Origin of the sequence: Streptococcus sp. k-628 (genome assembly GCF_013277475.1) — a bacterium.
Lineage (GTDB): Bacteria > Bacillota > Bacilli > Lactobacillales > Streptococcaceae > Streptococcus.
The window spans coordinates 93,778-112,562 of sequence record NZ_VMMZ01000008.1 but is presented as its reverse complement, the minus strand read 5'-3'; the positions used below and the strand labels follow the sequence as shown (position 1 = coordinate 112,562).

The following is an 18,785-nucleotide window of genomic DNA, read 5'->3' as shown; positions in this document are numbered from 1 at the left end:
TGTGAATAAGATGTGAAAAAATAGAGAATATGTTAGAATAGAGTCATGAAAATTAAAGTTGTAACAGTTGGGAAACTGAAAGAAAAGTATTTAAAAGATGGTATCGCGGAGTATTCAAAACGAATTTCTCGATTTGCTAAGCTTGAAATGATTGAGCTAGCAGATGAAAAAACACCAGATAAGGCCAGTGAGTCAGAAAATCAAAAGATTTTAGAAATAGAAGGTCAGAGAATTTTATCAAAAGTTGGTGACCGTGATTTTGTTATTGCGTTAGCTATTGAAGGGAAAACTTTCTCATCAGAAGAATTTAGTAAGCAGTTAGAAGAAGCTTCTATAAAAGGATTTTCTACTCTTACCTTTATTATTGGAGGGAGTCTGGGGTTAGCACAGGATGTAAAAAAGAGAGCCAATCTTTCTGTTAGTTTTGGCCGTTTAACCTTGCCCCATCAGTTAATGAGACTAGTCCTTGTTGAACAAATCTATCGCGCTTTTACGATTCAGCAGGGATCACCCTATCATAAATAAATTGACTTTTAATTGAATTTTTGGTAGAATAATTGTGTTAGGTCTCATAGCTCAGCTGGATAGAGCATTCGCCTTCTAAGCGAACGGTCGCAGGTTCGAATCCTGCTGGGATCAATATAGTAGCAAAGCTGGGAATTTTCCCGGCTTTTTTCTTAAAAAAGTACACTTGGGGAGAAAAAAATGACAGTTGAGAGAATTTTATCTAAAATGAAATTCCATTTTGTATAATAGTTTTTGTAAGTTAGCTTACAAGAAAAAACATTGAGGAGATTTTATTATGAAAAATACAGTTAAATTGGAACAGTTTGTAGCCTTGAAGGAAAAAGACTTGCAAAATATTCAAGGTGGGGAGATGAGGAAAATGAATGAAAAGTCCTTTAATATCTTTAATTTCTTTAGAAGAAGATAAAGGAGTAGCAGAATGGATTTTTTCGTATTAGTAGATTTGATATTATATTTTTTAATTATTAGTCATAGTTACCGTTTAATTTGTAAAGGTCAAATAAATAGAAAAGAATTATTCGTTTTTGTTGCTTATACATTACTAACAGAAATAGTATTTGATTTTCCCTTCTATCTTCTAAATTTAGATGGTTTAGGGATTGCAACATTTTTATTTCCCTTGGGCCTATATTCCTATTTTCGATGGATGAAACAGTATGGGAGGGATAGAGGACTATTTCTAAGTTTACTACTATCTCTTTTATTTGAGAGCACTCATAACTTTCTATCCGTAACTTTCTCCTCTATAACAGGAGACAATTTTGTTTTACAATATTATTACACATTCTTTTTCGTTGTAACGGTGTTGACCTATTTTGTTGTCTTAAAAATCATTCATTATTTCCACTTAGAACTAAACTATTTTGATAAGGACTACCTTTATCCCTTCTTGAAAAAAGTATTTTTTGCTTTACTACTGTTACATGTTGCATCTTTCGTTTCAGATATGGTAAGTACGATTAAACATTTGAATAGTTTTGGAAGTATTTTGTCATCTATTGTTTTTATTTCTCTCCTTTTGACCTTCTTTGCAATGAATTCGCATAAAGAACAAATGGAAAAAGAGATTGCTTTGAAGCAGAAGAAATTTGAACAGAAACATTTACAAAACTACACAGATGAAATTGTTGGACTGTATAATGAAATCCGTGGTTTTCGACATGATTATGCTGGAATGCTTGTCAGTATGCAGATGGCAATTGACAGTGGTGATTTACAGGAAATTGACAGAGTTTACAATGAAGTTTTGGTCAAAGCAAATCATAAATTGCGTTCAGATAAGTACACCTACTTTGATTTGAACAACATAGAAGATTCAGCTTTACGAAGCTTGGTTGCACAGTCCATTGTTTATGCTCGAAATAATGGTGTAGAGTTTACACTGGAAGTAAAAGATACGATTACCAAGCTCCCAATCGAACTATTGGATTTGGTTCGTATCATGAGCGTTTTATTGAACAATGCTGTCGAAGGATCGGCTGATAGCTATAAAAAGCAGATGGAAGTAGCAGTTATTAAGATGGAAACTGAAACAGTTATTGTGATTCAGAATTCATGTAAAATGACGATGACTCCTTCAGGAGATCTATTTGCTTTAGGATTCTCTACTAAGGGAAGAAATCGCGGAGTAGGATTAAATAATGTGAAAGAACTACTAGATAAGTACAACAACATCATTTTAGAAACAGAGATGGAAGGCAGTACATTTAGACAAATTATTAGATTTAAGAGGGAATTTGAATGAAAGTTTTAATTTTAGAAGATGTTATTGAACATCAAGTGAGACTAGAGAGAATATTGGATGAAATTTCGAAAGAATCGAATATTCCAATATCATACAAGACAACAGGAAAAGTCCGTGAATTTGAAGAATACATTGAAAACGATGAAGTAAATCAGCTTTATTTCCTAGATATTGATATTCATGGAATTGAGAAAAAGGGATTTGAAGTGGCTCAGCTCATTCGTCATTACAATCCTTACGCTATTATCGTCTTTATCACCAGTCGATCAGAGTTTGCGACTCTAACCTATAAATACCAGGTATCAGCCCTAGATTTTGTTGATAAGGATATCAACGATGAGATGTTTAAGAAGAGAATTGAGCAAAATATCTTTTACACGAAGAGTATGTTACTTGAAAATGAAGATGTGGTGGATTATTTCGACTATAATTACAAGGGAAATGATTTAAAAATTCCTTACCATGACATTCTGTATATTGAAACGACAGGGGTCTCTCATAAATTGCGCATTATTGGTAAGAATTTTGCAAAAGAGTTCTATGGAACAATGACAGATATTCAGGAAAAGGACAAACATACCCAGCGATTTTATTCTCCTCATAAGTCATTTTTGGTAAATATAGGCAATATTAGAGAAATTGATCGAAAAAACTTAGAAATTGTTTTCTATGAAGACCATCGTTGTCCTATTTCAAGATTAAAAATTAGAAAATTAAAAGATATTTTAGAGAAAAAATCTCAAAAGTGATTGACAATTAGCAAGAAATTGATATAATGGTTATATCTGCTACAGATAGAAGGTCCGTTGGTCAAGGGGTTAAGACACCGCCTTTTCACGGCGGTAACACGGGTTCGAATCCCGTACGGACTATTTTATCCGCCATAGCTCAGTTGGTAGTAGCGCATGACTGTTAATCATGATGTCGTAGGTTCGAGTCCTACTGGCGGAGTATAGATAAAAGGGAACACAGTGTTGTTCCCTTTTTTGCATCAATTTGTATCACCAAGCATTTTCATAAGGAAGTCTGTTATTTCTTGAGGACTTTCTTTTTTTCCATGTGCAATCCAAGTTTGACAGACACCAAAAAGTGCATGAGTTAGATAGATGCTACTGTATTCTAATTCAGTTGTATTGAGATTCAGTTGCATAAATCGCTTTTGTAAATCTGTACTGAGCATGATATGAAGTTTATTTCGTAAGAAATTTTGGATTTCTTTAGTTCCATTTTCAGAAAGAAGGGCAGCCAGAAGTGGTTCTGACTCTAGATATTCAAATACTTCTAGAATAGCATCTCTTTTGTGATGAGCATGTTTTTGAAAAATATATTCAAATGTATGGAATAGCTTGCTTTGATAATGCTCAATCATATCATACTTATCCTTATAGTGAGTATAGAAGCTGGAACGACTAATTCCGGCTTTTTCTGCTAGCTTGACAGTAGAAATTTGATCAAATGGCTGTTCCATCAGTAATTGTACCATAGCATTTTCAATAGTTCGCTTTGTTTTTAAGCGTTTGTTACTTTCTTGCATATTTCCTCCTTGTAGACAAATTAGACTATCTGTCTAAAAATAGATTTTTTTATCTTGTAATTTAGATTTTTTAATGTATAATCTATTATATCAAAATTTTAGACAATATGTTTAAAAAAGGAGAAGATATGTTTAAAGAATGGAAAGCAATTTTTAAAAAACCAACCTTTATTATTGTCATGATAGGGATTTCTCTTATTCCAGCTCTGTACAATATCATATTTTTGTCCTCAATGTGGGATCCATATGGTCAATTGTCTGACTTACCTGTGGCAGTTGTCAATAATGATAAAGAGGCTTCCTATAATGGTAATACTATGGCAATAGGAAAAGACATGGTGTCCAATTTAAAAGAAAATAAAACCTTGGATTTTCATTTCGTGGATGAAGATGAAGGAAAGAAGGGATTGGAAGATGGCGATTACTATATGGTAGTGACTTTACCCAGTGATTTATCTGAAAAAGCATCTTCTATTTTAACGGATCATCCAGAGCAAATGCAAATCGATTATCAGACTTCAAGTGGTCATAGTTTTATTGCCAGCAAGATGAGCGATTCTGCTATGACACAATTAAAGCAGAGTGTTTCTACAAATGTAACTGAGACCTATACTAAAGCTTTATTCAACAAAATGGTCGATTTAAAGGATGGTATGAGTCAAGCAGCTTCTGGTAGTGAAAAATTAACTGATGGAGCGAATCAGTTAGTGGCAGGAAGTCAAACATTAACTACTAACCTAAACTCTTTAGCAGATTCAAGTTTAACATTTTCAAATGGAACGGAACAGTTTACTAAAGGATTATCCTCTTATATCTCTGGTGTTGAACAACTTCATCTTGGCTTAGGGAATTTTAATAGTGGTTTAGTTACATATACTGGTGCAGTGAGTCAATTAGATAGCGGATTAGGTCAATTATCTTCTAAAAGTCCTGAATTAGCAAGAGGAATCAATCAGTTATATACTGGTGTAGAGTCCTATACTAGCGGTGTTTCTCAGCTCAATGCTGGCCTGAATCAATTTTCATCTGGTGTTAGTGCCTATACAAATGGAGTGGGAAATCTTGCAACAGGTGCTAATCAGTTATCTAATCAATCAGCTACACTTCGAATGGGGGTGGAGCAATTAAGTGAAGGGATTCAACAACTTTCTAGCAAGTTAGATGCTTCGTCTGGGAAAAAAGATCAAATTAATCAATTATCTTCTGGTTTGAATCAGTTAAATCAAGCTATTCAAAATATTGATGTTGGAGATACAAAAAAATTAGATTCTGTTTTATCAAGTATAGTATCTCTTTCTAATCAAATGTTAGCAAGTGCTCAGTCTGATAAAGCGACTACATTAGCTAATATTCAATCGACAGCAGCTTACCAATCATTGACAAGTGAGCAACAAGCTGAGATAAGTGCTTCTGTATCTCAAAATTCAACTGATAGTATTCAATCAGCTCAGTCAATTGTAGCTTTAGTACAAGGTTTACAGGGAAGTTTAGAAAACTTACAAAATCAATCTTCTAATCTTTCGACATTAAAAAATCAAGCTAATCAAGTATTACCTATTACTTTTACTTCTTTGACAGGATTGTCAAGTGGATTAACAGAGATACAAGGAGCTGTTACTAGTAAATTAGTTCCTGACAGTCAGTCGATTGTATCAGGTGTAAACGCATATACTATAGGTGTTGATAAAGTTTCTCAAGGCGCAAGTCAACTAAGTGAAAAAAATGCCACCTTGACAGGTAGTTTGGATCAACTAGTTTCAGGCTCAAACACCTTGACACAAAAATCTTATAGCTTGACAGCAGGAATTGGTCAATTAGTTGAAAAAACTCCAGAATTAGTATTTGGTATTGAAAAATTATCAACTGGCTCTAACCAATTGAATCAAAAGAGTCAAGAATTGATAGCAGGAGTTGATAAATTGCAGTCAGGCTCTAGCCAACTAGCTGACAAATCCAGTCAGTTAATTTCAGGTGCTTCTCAATTAGAAAGTGGAGCTAATAAATTGGCAGATGGAGCTGGGAAACTAGCAGAAGGTGGAACAAAGTTAACTTCTGGATTGGAAGGCTTACAGACAGGAGTTGCTTCTTTGGGACAAGGATTAGATAATGCTAGTGATCAACTCAAGTCAGCATCAACAGAATCTAAAAATGCAGAGATTTTGTCAAATCCTCTCAGTCTATCCAAAACTGACAATGACCAAGTTCCTGTAAATGGAATTGCAATGGCTCCTTATATGATATCAGTTGCTCTCTTTGTTGCAGCAATATCAACGAATATGATCTTTACGAAGTTGCCTTCAGGATGTCATCCGGAGAGCCGTTGGGCTTGGTTGAAATCTCGAGCTGAAATAAATGGTATTATAGCTGTTTTGGCAGGAATTTTGGTATATGGAGGAGTTCATCTTATTGGTCTAACTGCAAATCATGAGATGAGAACATTTATTCTCATTATCCTAACAAGTTTAGTATTCATGTCCATGGTGACCGCTTTAACAACATGGAATATTCGTATAGGAGCTTTCTTTTCTCTTATTTTGCTTTTATTACAGTTAGCATCAAGTGCAGGTACTTACCCACTTGCTTTGACAAATGCTTTCTTTAGAGCTATTAGTCCTTGGTTACCAATGAGTTATTCAGTTTCGGGATTACGACAAACCATCTCTATGACAGGAAATATTCATCATCAAGTCATTTTCCTTGCCGTTATATTAGTACTATTTATTTGTTTAGGTATGCTAGCCTATCAACCTAAGAAAATGGGAGAAGATTAAAAAATCGACCGATTAACTGGTCGATTTTTTAAGCCTTAGATAACTTTCGTTTGTGATTATAAATTCCAAATAGTAAAAGAGAAGTAAAGGAACAGATTGCTCCAGTAATAAAACCATTGGGAATAAAGGAAAGTGTAATAGTTCCTTTTCCCTTAGGAACGTCAACTTTCATAAAGCCAGTTTGAGCTTGTTTCATTTCTATTTTCTTATCATCTTGGTAGGCAGACCAACCTTTGTCATAAGGAATAGTGAAAAAAATAGATGTATCTTGTTGGACATCATATGTAGCAAAAACATTGTTTTTAGAAGTTGATACTGTGACAGGTTGTTCTTTAATTTTTTGAATTGCCTCAGTTAAAGTTTGGGTATCTAAACGGTAGAAGGTAGGAGATTCAAATGATACTTGTGAATTTCCAGGGAAACTAACATGAATATTAAAAGTTTTTGTATCTTTTGTATAGCCTAGATTAAAGAAGGAGAAGACATTATCAGTTGTAAAAGTTTTCTTTTCTCCATTTACAAGAATGTCAACCTTTTTTTGTTTGTCATTAGAAAAGTGAAGGTTTGTGAAAGAAAGATAAACTTGACTGTTTTCGGGAACCTCAATTTGATACTGGATTGCTGCATCCTCATTTGAAGAACTTGTAACACTAATCAAATCATTAGTATTTTCTGTTTTGTCATAAGGAATTGGAGAAAAATAATCAAAATCGACGTTAGCAAGTTGATTTAAAAACGAGGATTGATTATCCAAAGTGTGTTCATTGAACTTGACATCATTGTAAACAGATTGACTAGCAAATGCAATTGGAAGAGAGAATTGATTTTCATATAGGGTAAGATTATCTTTTTGATATACATCTTGGAAACCATACTTATCAATAGGGTTTTCTGAGATATTATACTGGATGCCAAATAAACTATCAGCCAAAATACTATTATTGGCATAACGGAGATTGAGATTAGTCCCAGAGGATTTAAACCCAAGTTTATCCAAAGTAGAGCTTGCTGAACGATTTCGAACAGATGAAAATTGAGAGATTCCATTGTAGTTGAATTTCATACTGTCATTTCCTGTCTGAGTCTCTAGTTTCTCAGTACGAGTAAATTGATTTCCAATATATGTTGAGAAAGATTCCATAGCTGGGATATCTCGATTATATGCACTTCGAGAAGCAAAGCCCCATTCTTTAGCAATTCCGTCCATTTGAGATGAAGCATTTAAACTTATTTCAACCATTATAAATAAAGAAATTAGAATGGCAAACAGATTCACAGAGATAAACTTTTTAATAACTGCAAGGAGTAAAAGCGAATAGACAACCAAAAATTCAAGAGTAAGCAGAATATTCAAATCTGTTAAAAAAGAATAATGTGATTTTAAATAGATGGTAGCTAAAAATCCTGTTACCACAAGCAAAAGAGAAACTAAAAAATTCCAGACTTTAAGTTCTTTCAGACGATTTAAGACTTCCGCTGCTGTGTAAATTAACAAGGTAGAGAAAATCCAAGAATAGCGATGTAAAAACATATTTGGAGTATGCATACCTTGCCAAAATAAATCAAGAGCTTCTATATAAAAGCTGGCAATTAGAAATGCAAAGAAGATTGCATAGATAAGTTTCACGTGAAACTTAATAGATTTCATCGTAAAAAATAAAATGGTCAAAATAAAGGGGAGTAGTCCGACAAAAATCATTGGAATAGCCCCATACTTGGTTGTATCAAAGGAACCGATGAATTGCTTAGCAAAGAGATCAAGATACCAGCTACTTTCAGTTTGAAACTTTGTAACTTCAGTCAATTTTTCCCCATGTGTCTGTAAATCAAATAGAGTGGGAAGAGTCATAATTAAACTAGCCATACCAGCTAAAAAGGAGGTGACAACAAAATCAAGAAAAGATGATTTTCGGGTTTTAAAGTCCCACGAAATTTGACAGAGATACCAGAAAATAAGAAACAATGCTGTCATATAGCCAAAATAATAATTTTGAATAAACAAAATTGACAGACTTGTAAAGTACAATAGGAATTTCTTTTCAGTTATCAGTAGATGTAAACCAGTGATAATTAAAGGAATCAAGATAAAAACATCTAGCCAGGTTTTTATCTCTAATTGACTGACAGAGAAACTCATCAGAGCATATGAAGTAGATAAGGCTAGTTTTAAAGGCTTAGGAATCGATTGAAATAAATTATTTAAACTAAAGTAAGTTGACAGTCCAATCAATCCAAATTTTAAGAGAGTTGTCATATAGACAGCATCTGGCATATTCGTTAGATCAAAAAAGTAAACTAGTGGTGAAAAGAAACTACCTAAGTAATAACTAGATAGGGCATAGAAATTTAATCCGAGGCCACTTGTAAAGGTGTAAAACAGACTACTATTTCCATGTAGGATATTTCGTAAGGATACATCAAAAATAACGTATTGATGAAACCCATCCCCTAATAGAGGAGAGTTGTCACTATTCCAGTAGATACCTTGAGATAGGTATACTCCTGTCATAATGACTACGGGAATGATGAAGGAAACAAAATAGGTCCAATATGTTTTAAAAAATAATTTCATGTTACCTCATAAAATGTTAGAAAACTCAGCTGGTTAACCCAACTGAGTTTTGAAGTTTTATTTAGTCTTTCCAAAGTTCTTTAACTTTTGCTTGTACTTCTGCATTTTCTAGGAATTCATCGTAGGTTTCATCGATACGGTCGATGACGCCATTTTTAGACAAGACAATGATATGGTTAGCCAAAGTTTGAATAAACTCGTGGTCATGGCTGGCAAAGATGATTGATTCTTTAAAGTTTTTCAATCCATCATTCAAGCTTGAGATAGATTCCAAGTCCAAGTGATTTGTTGGATCATCGAGGACAAGGACATTTGATTTTAAGAGCATGAGTTTTGAAAGCATGACACGAACTTTTTCTCCCCCTGACAAGACGTTGACAGGTTTGTTAACCTCATCTCCAGAGAAGAGCATACGGCCAAGGAAGCCACGTAGGAAAGTATTGTCATCTTCTTCTTTACTTGCGAATTGACGCAACCAGTCAAGGATTGACTCTCCCCCTGCAAAATCGGCCGAGTTATCTTTTGGCAAGTAAGAACGGCTAGTAGTAACTCCCCACTTGACAGTTCCTTCATAGTCAATGTCTCCCATGATTGCACGAATCAATGCAGTCGTTTGGATATCATTTTGTCCAATAAGCGCTGTTTTATCACCTGGACGCAAAATAAAGCTGATATTATCTAAAATAGTCTCACCATCAATCTTTACAGTTAGATTTTCTACTGTCAAGAGATCATTACCAATCTCACGCTCCGCTTTAAAGTTGATAAATGGATATTTACGACTAGATGGTACAATTTCTTCAAGTTCAATCTTATCAAGCATTTTCTTACGTGATGTTGCTTGTCTTGATTTAGAAGCATTAGCAGAGAAACGAGCAACGAACTCTTGCAATTGTTTAATTTTTTCTTCTGCTTTGGCATTACGGTCTGCTAGCAATTTAGCAGCGAGTTCAGAAGATTCCTTCCAGAAGTCATAGTTTCCGACATAGAGTTTGATTTTTCCGAAGTCAAGGTCGGCCATGTGAGTACATACTTTGTTTAAGAAGTGACGGTCGTGGGATACTACGATAACGGTGTTATCAAAGTCAATCAAGAAGTCTTCTAACCAAGTAATCGATTGGATATCCAAACCGTTGGTAGGCTCGTCCAAAAGAAGAACATCAGGTTTACCAAAAAGTGCTTTGGCAAGGAGAACCTTTACTTTCTCACCGTTGGCCAATTCGCTCATGTTTTGGTAGTGTAATTCTTCTGGAATGTTTAGGTTTTGAAGGAGTTGAGAGGCTTCGCTTTCTGCTTCCCAGCCTCCAAGCTCAGCAAACTCTCCTTCGAGTTCGGCAGCACGAACCCCGTCCTCGTCTGAGAAATCTTCCTTCATGTAGATAGCATCTTTCTCTTTCATGATGCTATAAAGTTTTTCATTTCCCATGATAACGACATCAATGGCACGTTCATCTTCATAGTCAAAGTGATTTTGACGGAGAACAGAGAGACGCTCATCTGGACCAAGAGAGATGTGACCAGTAGTAGGTTCGATATCTCCAGCTAAAATTTTTAAAAAGGTTGATTTTCCGGCACCATTAGCACCGATTAATCCATAAGTATTTCCTTCTGTAAATTTGATATTGACATCATCAAAAAGTTTGCGATCACTAAAACGTAGTGAAACATCAGATACTGTAAGCAATGTTTTTCTCCTATATGTGTAATATATTTATTCTACTAGAAAATACGGAAATATTCAAATTTTTATCTGTCAATTTTGTGTAAATTATATTTACATTATACTTTACACAAATCCGTGAATAGTAAGGTTGATTTATTTTGATAAATTGCGGTTATTTCATTAAAAAAATGCTATAATTGAAGGGACTATATCGAAGGAGAACAAAATGACTAAACCCATTATTTTAACAGGAGACCGTCCAACAGGAAAATTGCATATTGGACATTATGTTGGAAGTCTCAAAAATCGAGTATTATTACAGGAAGAGGATAAGTATGATATGTTTGTGTTCTTGGCTGACCAACAAGCCTTGACAGATCATGCCAAAGATCCTCAAACCATTGTAGAGTCTATCGGAAATGTGGCTTTGGATTACCTTGCAGTTGGATTGGATCCAAGTAAGTCAACTATTTTTATTCAAAGCCAGATTCCAGAGTTGGCTGAGTTGTCTATGTATTATATGAATCTGGTTTCATTAGCACGTCTGGAGCGTAATCCAACTGTCAAGACAGAAATTGCTCAGAAAGGATTTGGAGAAAGCATTCCGACAGGATTCTTGGTCTATCCAATAGCTCAAGCAGCTGACATCACAGCTTTCAAAGCTGATTATGTTCCTGTTGGGACAGATCAGAAGCCAATGATTGAGCAAACTCGTGAAATTGTTCGTTCTTTTAACAATGCATATAACTGTGATGTCTTGGTAGAACCGGAAGGTATTTATCCAGAAAATGAGAGAGCGGGTCGTTTACCTGGTTTAGATGGAAATGCTAAAATGTCTAAATCCCTTAATAATGGTATTTATTTAGCTGATGATGCGGATACTTTGCGTAAAAAAGTAATGAGTATGTATACAGATCCAGATCATATTCGGGTGGAAGATCCAGGTAAGATTGAGGGAAATATGGTTTTCCATTATCTAGATGTTTTTGGTCGTCCAGAAGATGCTCAAGAAATTGCTGACATGAAAGAACATTATCAACGAGGTGGTCTTGGTGATGTGAAGACCAAGCGTTATCTACTTGAAATATTAGAACGTGAACTGGGTCCTATTCGTGAGCGCCGTATTGAATTTGCTAAGGATATGGGAGAAGTTTATAATATGCTTCAAAAAGGTAGTGAAAGAGCGCGTGAAGTTGCAGGTCAAACCCTATCTGAGGTTAAAGGAGCAATGGGACTTCATTACTTTAACTAAGTTTATTTTACAAGAAACTATCATTTCTATCTCAAAGAAAAGATAGTTTTTTATTTACCCCTGTAACATTTGACAAATTTTTATAGAATGGTATGATAGATACAATATAAAAAGAGTCAAGCTCAAAAAGAAAGAAAAGAGGAAACTTCGAATGTCTAATTGGGACACTAAATTTTTGAAAAAAGGTTTTACCTTTGATGATGTATTGCTTATTCCAGCTGAAAGTCATGTGTTGCCTAACGATGCAGATTTAACAACTAAATTGGCAGATAATCTGACTTTAAATATCCCAATTATTACCGCTGCCATGGACACAGTTACAGAGAGTCAAATGGCCATTGCTATTGCTCGTGCAGGTGGTCTCGGAGTTATCCATAAAAACATGTCAATTGCTCAACAAGCAGATGAGGTTCGTAAGGTAAAACGTTCTGAAAATGGAGTTATTATTGATCCCTTCTTCTTAACGCCTGAACATACAATTGCTGAAGCTGATGAGCTTATGGGACGTTACCGCATCAGTGGTGTTCCAGTTGTTGAAACACTTGAAAATCGTAAATTGGTTGGTATTTTGACAAACCGAGATCTTCGTTTTATTTCAGATTATAACCAACCAATTTCAAACCATATGACTAGTGAAAATCTTGTGACTGCTCCTGTGGGTACAGACCTTGCAACAGCTGAGAGTATTCTTCAAGAACATCGTATTGAAAAACTTCCGTTGGTAGACGAAGAAGGCCGTCTTTCTGGTTTGATTACTATCAAAGATATTGAAAAAGTTATTGAGTTTCCAAATGCTGCTAAAGATGAGTTTGGTCGTCTTCTAGTTGCAGGTGCAGTAGGTGTTACTTCAGATACATTTGAACGTGCAGAGGCTCTTTTTGAAGCAGGAGCGGATGCGATTGTTATTGATACTGCACATGGTCATTCTGCAGGTGTCTTGCGTAAAATTGCTGAGATTCGCGCTCACTTCCCAGATCGTACTTTGATTGCTGGAAATATTGCTACTGCTGAGGGAGCGCGTGCCCTTTACGAAGCAGGTGTAGATGTTGTCAAGGTTGGGATTGGACCAGGTTCAATCTGTACTACTCGTGTGATTGCTGGTGTTGGTGTTCCGCAAGTAACAGCTATCTACGATGCTGCAGCTGTTGCGCGTGAATATGGTAAGACTATCATTGCTGACGGTGGAATCAAGTATTCTGGAGATATTGTAAAAGCCCTTGCTGCAGGTGGAAATGCAGTTATGCTTGGATCAATGTTTGCTGGAACAGACGAAGCACCAGGTGAAACTGAAATCTTCCAAGGACGTAAGTTCAAGACTTACCGTGGTATGGGATCAATTGCTGCTATGAAAAAAGGCTCAAGCGATCGTTACTTCCAAGGTTCTGTTAATGAAGCAAACAAACTTGTTCCAGAAGGAATTGAAGGTCGTGTTGCTTATAAAGGTGCGGCAGCTGATATTGTCTTTCAAATGATTGGCGGTATTCGCTCTGGTATGGGTTACTGTGGTGCAGCTAACCTTAAAGAACTACACGATAATGCTCAATTTATTGAAATGTCTGGTGCTGGTTTGAAAGAAAGTCACCCTCACGATGTACAAATTACTAATGAGGCGCCAAATTATTCTATGTAAAAGAAATGAAAAGAACTCCTGCAAAAACAGGAGTTCTTTTACAATGTTGTCAATTTTAATTTACACTAACTTTACCATCCTGAATAGTGAAAATACTTAGATTTTCTGGTAGATTTTGAAGATGATCTAAGCTTGTTGTCGTGATAAAGGTTTGGATTGACTGAGAAATCGTTTCTAATAATTTTAGTTGTCTAGTGTTGTCAAGTTCGCTCATCACATCGTCAAGCAGTAATATTGGAGATTCTGTAGTGATGCTTTCCATTAATTCGATTTCTGCTAATTTTATCGAGAGGACGAGACTACGATGTTGACCTTGACTTCCAAAACTAGCATCCATCCCATTTATATAAAAAGAAATATCATCTCGATGAGGACCAACACCAGTATTTCTTTTAAATAAATCTCTAGATTTACTTTTTTCTAAAGCAATTTTGAAAGATTCTGATAAGTCTTCCTTGTCAGTTATCTTTACAGAAGATTGATAGGATATTGACAACTCTTCAATCTGATTAGAAAGTTCAAAATGTTTCTTACGGCCAAAATGTTCTAGTTTTTTTATGAAATCTAAGCGGTGATTCATCACACGACATCCATAATCAACTAGCTGATCATCCAACACTGAAAGGAAGGTTTCATCTATTGTTTGAGCTGATTTTAGATAAGTGTTTCTTTGTTTTAGGATGTGATTATAATTGGTTAAATCTGATAAATAGATTGGCTTAATTTGCCCAAGCTCCATATCAATAAATTTTCGTCGAACCGAAGGTGCTCCCTTAATTAGTTGTAAATCTTCAGGAGCAAATAAGACAACATTCATGTGTCCTACATAATCTGAAAGTCGTGCCTGTTTTAAGTGATTAACTTTTGTCACACGCCCTTTTTGTGTTAGTTCAATTTCGAGAGGAATAGATCCCGTTTTTTTCTGAACAAGACCTGAAAGATGAAGTTGTTCCTCATCAAAATGAATGAGATTTTTATCTGTTCGAGTTCGATGGCTACGTGTTAAGGCTAAAAAATAGATAGCCTCTAACATATTTGTTTTACCTTGTGCATTACGTCCTAAAAAGACATTTAATTTAGGATTAAAGTCTATTTTCGTCTCTTTGTAGTTACGAAAAGTTTTGAGAGATAGGTGTTGTAGCCACATGATTATCTACCAGGGAATCGCGGAGCTTGTTTGCTTTTGGGTGATGAAGTAGGTTTTGATTTATCTTTTTTTACTCCTTTATTCATCTCCTTAACAAGTTTAGCGATTCGTTCTTTTTCAACTTTATCAGCTTGATATTCATCTTGCTCCTCAGAAGTAGGTTGTGTCAACAAGATGTCAATATTCATGTCAGGGATGTCAACTTTATCACCAATACGAAGTTTTTTACCGCGACGACTCTCTAATTCCCCATTAAAGTAAACAGAATGTTCAGAGAGAAAGGATTTGATAGCTCCTCCGCTATGTGTAATTCCAAGTTCTTTGAGTAGTGCTTGGAGGGTAATAAATTCTTCAAATAATTTGTATTCCATAATTCACCTCAATCTTTGGTATTATACCATATTTTCCTAAAAATAGTGAGAGAAACAGGGAGAAATGTAAGCGATTTTTATTTCAAAACTGTTACAGAGAACAAGAAAATTTCAGGTTTTCGTGATATAATAGAAGTCTGTATATAAGGAGGTGAATCATGGAGTTAGTGTATGGAATTTCAACACATTTTATCCAATCAAAGAAATTTAAAACGAACAAAATTACCGTGCGTTTTACAGCTCCATTATCCCTCGATACGATTGCAGGTCGCATGTTGAGTGCGAGTATGCTAGAGACTGCTAATCTGATGTACCCTACTTCTCAAGCTTTGAGGAGACACTTGGCCAGTCTATACGGTACAGATATGTCAACCAATTGTTTCAGAAGAGGGCAAAGTCATATTGTAGAATTGACATTTACCTATGTTCGTGATGAGTTTTTAAGTAGGAAAAATGTGCTAACTTCTCAGGTTTTGGAACTTGTAAAAGAAACTCTTTTTTCACCCGTAGTAGTTGATAATGGGTTTGATCCAGCCTTATTTGAAATTGAGAAAAAACAATTGCTAGCAAGTTTAGCAGCAGATATGGATGATTCTTTTTATTTTTCACATAAAGAATTAGACAAATTATTTTTTCATGACGAACGTCTCCAATTGGAGTATAGTGATTTACGAAATCGTATTTTAGCTGAAACTCCACAAAGTTCTTATTCTTGTTTCCAAGAATTTTTGGCCAATGATCGAATAGATTTCTTTTTCCTAGGTGACTTTAATGAGGTTGAAATTCAAAATGTATTAGAATCATTTGGCTTTAAAGGTCGAGAAGTGGATGTGAAGATTCAATATTGCCAACCTTATTCCAATATCTTGCAAGAAGGCATGGTTAGGAAAAATGTGGGACAGTCTATTTTAGAGTTGGGATATAATTGCCCTTCTGAATATGGTGATGAGCAACATTTACCTATGATTGTAATGAATGGTTTACTTGGTGGATTTGCTCACTCTAAACTATTTACAAATGTCCGTGAAAATGCTGGATTGGCTTATACTATTTCAAGTCAGCTTGATTTATTTAGTGGATTTTTGAGGATGTATGCTGGTATCAATCGAGAAAATAGGAATCAGGCTCGAAAAATGATGAATAATCAATTACTTGATTTAAAAAAAGGTTATTTTACAGAGCTTGAGCTAGAGCAGACCAAGGAAATGATTCGTCGGTCTTTGTTGCTTTCTCAAGATAATCAAGGTTCATTGATTGAACGTGCTTATCAAAATGCCTTACTTGGAAAATCTTCAGCAGACTTTAAAGGTTGGATTGCAAAACTCGAGCAAGTTGACAAAGATGATATTTGTAGAGCAGCTAATAATGTGAAACTACAAGCGATTTACTTTATGGAAGGAATAGAATGACAAAGGTTGTTTTTGAAGAAAAATACTATCCAGCTGTAAAAGAAATGGTTTATCGAACTCGTTTGTCGAATGGATTGACAGTTGCTCTTTTGCCTAAAAAGGAATTTAAAGAGGTTTACGGGAGTGTAACTGTCCAGTTTGGTTCGGTAGATACGCTTGTCACAGAAGTTGACGGAGATGTAAAACAATATCCTGCGGGAATTGCTCATTTTCTTGAACATAAATTATTTGAAAGAGAAGATGCTAGCGATTTGATGTCTGCTTTTACGAGTCTAGGTGCAGATAGTAATGCCTTTACAAGCTTTACAAAAACAAACTATCTTTTTTCAGCAACGGATTATCTCTTAGAGAATTTAGACTTACTTGATGAATTGGTAACATCAGCACACTTTACTGAAGATTCCATTTTGAGAGAGCAGGATATTATCCAGCAAGAACGAGAAATGTATCAAGATGATCCAGATTCGTGTTTATTCTTTTCAACCTTAGCGAATTTATATCCTGGCACACCTTTAGCAACGGATATAGTTGGAAGTGAGGAGTCCATTTCCCAAATCCATCTAACGAATTTGCAAGAAAATTTTACAAAGTTTTACAAACCTGTAAACATGTCTCTGTTTTTAGTTGGCAATTTTGATGTGGATCAAGTACAGGACTATTTTGAAAGAAAAGAATTGAAAGATTTAGATGTTCAGGAAGTAGCAAGAGAAAAGTTGCTTTTACAAGATGTAAAACCAACAGATAGTATGAGAATGGAAGTATCTTCTCCCAAACTAGCGATTGGAGTTAGAGGTAAGCGAGGAGTTTCTGAGGCGGATTGCTATCGACATCATATTTTATTAAAATTATTGTTTGCAATGATGTTTGGTTGGACTTCGGATCGTTTTCAAAAGTTATATGAATCAGGTAAAATAGATGCGTCCCTATCTCTTGAAATTGAAGTAACAAGTCGCTTTCATTTTGTTATGTTGACAATGGATACGAAAGAGCCAGTTGCTTTATCTCATCAATTTAGGAAGGCCATTCGTAATTTTACAAAGGATTTAGATATTACAGAGGAACATTTAGATATTATCAAAAGAGAGATGTTTGGCGAATTTTTCAGTAGCATGAACTCTCTTGAATTGCTTGCAACGCAATATGATGCTTTTGAACATGGTGAGACAATTTTTGATTTACCAAAGATTTTACAGGAAATTACTTTAGAGGATGTCCTTGATGCTGGACATCATTTAATAGATGATGGTGACATAGTTGATTTTACAATATTCCCATCGTAGTAACCTATCATAATAGACACTAGAAAGAAGGGATGACAAGTATGAGGAAAAAAACAATTGGTGAGGTTTTACGATTAGCTAGAATCAATCAGGGATTGAGTTTAGATGAATTGCAGAAAAAGACAGAAATCCAGTTAGATATGTTGGAAGCAATGGAAGCAGACGATTTCGATCAACTTCCAAGTCCTTTTTACACGCGTTCTTTCTTGAGAAAATATGCATGGGCTGTTGAGTTAGATGACCAAATTGTCTTGGATGCTTATGATTCTGGGAGTATGATTACTTATGAGGAAGTAGATGTTGATGAAGACGAGTTGACAGGTCGTAGACGTTCAAGTAAGAAAAAGAAGAAAAAAACATCATTTTTACCTTTATTCTATTTTATCCTTTTTGCTTTATCGATTTTAATTTTTGTGACCTATTATGTTTGGAACTATATTCAAACTCAACCAGAGGGGCCTTCTCTTTCTAATTACAGTGTGGTTCAATCAACAAGTTCAATAAGTTCAACTAGCTCTGTTCCTCACTCCTCAAGTAGTAGTTCATCTAGCAGTTCTTCTAGTGTAGAATCAGCTATAAGTGTATCAGGCGAAGGAAATCATGTAGAAATCGCTTATAAGACAGGTAAGGAGACAGTTAAATTGCAATTGGCAGTTTCAGATGTTACAAGTTGGGTCAGCGTTTCAGAAAGCGAACTTGAGGGCGGTGTGACCTTATCACCGGATAATAAAAGTGCAGAAGCAACAGTTGCAACTAAAAGTCCTGTAACCATTACATTAGGTGTTGTAAAAGGTGTTACTTTGACAGTAGATAATCAGACTGTTGATTTATCGAAGTTAACAGCGCAGACTGGACAAATCACTGTAACCTTTACTAAAAATTAA

The 18,785-nt window shown here is 35.2% G+C and carries 15 protein-coding genes and 3 tRNA genes; 13 read left to right on the top strand and 5 right to left on the bottom strand.

Features of this window, described 5'->3' with window-relative positions; all coding sequences use genetic code 11:
• Window positions 1-45: 45 nt before the first annotated feature.
• The 7 genes from rlmH to HT730_RS01310 all read left to right on the top strand — a co-directional run bounded on the left by rlmH (window position 46) and on the right by HT730_RS01310 (window position 3,223).
• The gene (gene rlmH / locus HT730_RS01340) at window positions 46-525 is read left to right on the top strand and encodes a 23S rRNA (pseudouridine(1915)-N(3))-methyltransferase RlmH (RefSeq protein WP_050252625.1); all 480 of its coding nucleotides are present in this window, start codon (window positions 46-48) and stop codon (window positions 523-525) included.
• A gap of 40 nt (window positions 526-565) precedes the next feature.
• Window positions 566-639, top strand: a tRNA-Arg gene (locus HT730_RS01335).
• Window positions 640-802: 163 nt separating this feature from the next.
• Window positions 803-934, top strand: a complete 132-nt coding sequence (comC, locus tag HT730_RS01330; protein ID WP_061451077.1) for a competence-stimulating peptide ComC — start codon at window positions 803-805, stop codon at window positions 932-934.
• A gap of 12 nt (window positions 935-946) precedes the next feature.
• Window positions 947-2,272 (top strand): competence system sensor histidine kinase ComD, encoded by a 1,326-nt coding sequence (gene comD / locus HT730_RS01325; protein ID WP_173306572.1) that lies wholly within the window; start codon window positions 947-949, stop codon window positions 2,270-2,272.
• Window positions 2,269-3,021, top strand: coding sequence for a competence system response regulator transcription factor ComE (comE, locus tag HT730_RS01320; RefSeq protein ID WP_000866065.1), 753 nt, complete (start codon window positions 2,269-2,271; stop codon window positions 3,019-3,021). The genes comD and comE overlap by 4 nt, the downstream gene beginning before the upstream one ends.
• Window positions 3,022-3,072: 51 nt before the next feature.
• Window positions 3,073-3,144 (top strand) — tRNA-Glu (locus HT730_RS01315).
• 5 nt (window positions 3,145-3,149) lie between these two features.
• Window positions 3,150-3,223: transfer RNA gene (locus HT730_RS01310), tRNA-Asn, on the top strand.
• A 40-nt stretch (window positions 3,224-3,263) separates the two neighbouring features.
• Here the strand turns inward: HT730_RS01310 and HT730_RS01305 are convergent.
• Window positions 3,264-3,806, bottom strand: a complete 543-nt coding sequence (locus HT730_RS01305; RefSeq protein ID WP_001158275.1) for a TetR-like C-terminal domain-containing protein — start codon at window positions 3,804-3,806, stop codon at window positions 3,264-3,266.
• A 128-nt stretch (window positions 3,807-3,934) separates the two neighbouring features.
• On the opposite strand from HT730_RS01305, the gene HT730_RS01300 reads away from it, so the two are divergent.
• Complete coding sequence (locus HT730_RS01300; protein WP_173306571.1) at window positions 3,935-6,577, top strand: YhgE/Pip domain-containing protein; 2,643 nt, start codon at window positions 3,935-3,937, stop codon at window positions 6,575-6,577.
• A gap of 28 nt (window positions 6,578-6,605) precedes the next feature.
• On the opposite strand, the gene HT730_RS01295 is transcribed toward HT730_RS01300, so the two are convergent.
• Complete coding sequence (locus tag HT730_RS01295; protein WP_173306570.1) at window positions 6,606-9,149, bottom strand: YfhO family protein; 2,544 nt, start codon at window positions 9,147-9,149, stop codon at window positions 6,606-6,608.
• A 61-nt stretch (window positions 9,150-9,210) separates the two neighbouring features.
• The gene (locus tag HT730_RS01290) at window positions 9,211-10,833 is read right to left on the bottom strand and encodes an ATP-binding cassette domain-containing protein (protein ID WP_000958774.1); all 1,623 of its coding nucleotides are present in this window, start codon (window positions 10,831-10,833) and stop codon (window positions 9,211-9,213) included.
• A gap of 205 nt (window positions 10,834-11,038) precedes the next feature.
• On the opposite strand from HT730_RS01290, the gene trpS reads away from it, so the two are divergent.
• Together trpS and guaB are read left to right on the top strand one after the other, a co-directional pair.
• Window positions 11,039-12,064 (top strand): tryptophan--tRNA ligase, encoded by a 1,026-nt coding sequence (gene trpS, locus HT730_RS01285; protein WP_000165450.1) that lies wholly within the window; start codon window positions 11,039-11,041, stop codon window positions 12,062-12,064.
• Window positions 12,065-12,215: 151 nt separating this feature from the next.
• Window positions 12,216-13,694 carry an IMP dehydrogenase gene (gene guaB, locus HT730_RS01280; RefSeq protein WP_000073418.1) on the top strand — a complete coding sequence of 493 codons (1,479 nt, stop codon included), beginning with the start codon at window positions 12,216-12,218 and terminating at the stop codon, window positions 13,692-13,694.
• A 55-nt stretch (window positions 13,695-13,749) separates the two neighbouring features.
• On the opposite strand, the gene recF is transcribed toward guaB, so the two are convergent.
• Both recF and yaaA read right to left on the bottom strand, forming a co-directional pair.
• Complete coding sequence (gene recF / locus HT730_RS01275) at window positions 13,750-14,841, bottom strand: DNA replication/repair protein RecF (protein ID WP_173306569.1); 1,092 nt, start codon at window positions 14,839-14,841, stop codon at window positions 13,750-13,752.
• Window positions 14,842-14,843: 2 nt separating this feature from the next.
• Complete coding sequence (gene yaaA, locus HT730_RS01270; protein WP_000455897.1) at window positions 14,844-15,212, bottom strand: S4 domain-containing protein YaaA; 369 nt, start codon at window positions 15,210-15,212, stop codon at window positions 14,844-14,846.
• Window positions 15,213-15,370: 158 nt separating this feature from the next.
• On the opposite strand from yaaA, the gene HT730_RS01265 reads away from it, so the two are divergent.
• From HT730_RS01265 to rodZ, 3 genes are read left to right on the top strand one after another with little or no spacing between them, the layout of a single operon-like run.
• Window positions 15,371-16,621, top strand: a complete 1,251-nt coding sequence (locus HT730_RS01265; protein WP_173306568.1) for a pitrilysin family protein — start codon at window positions 15,371-15,373, stop codon at window positions 16,619-16,621.
• The gene (locus tag HT730_RS01260; protein WP_173306567.1) at window positions 16,618-17,901 is read left to right on the top strand and encodes a pitrilysin family protein; all 1,284 of its coding nucleotides are present in this window, start codon (window positions 16,618-16,620) and stop codon (window positions 17,899-17,901) included. The genes HT730_RS01265 and HT730_RS01260 overlap by 4 nt, the downstream gene beginning before the upstream one ends.
• A 41-nt stretch (window positions 17,902-17,942) precedes the next feature.
• On the top strand, window positions 17,943-18,785 hold the full coding sequence (gene rodZ / locus HT730_RS01255) for a cytoskeleton protein RodZ (protein ID WP_173306566.1): 843 nt from the start codon (window positions 17,943-17,945) through the stop codon (window positions 18,783-18,785).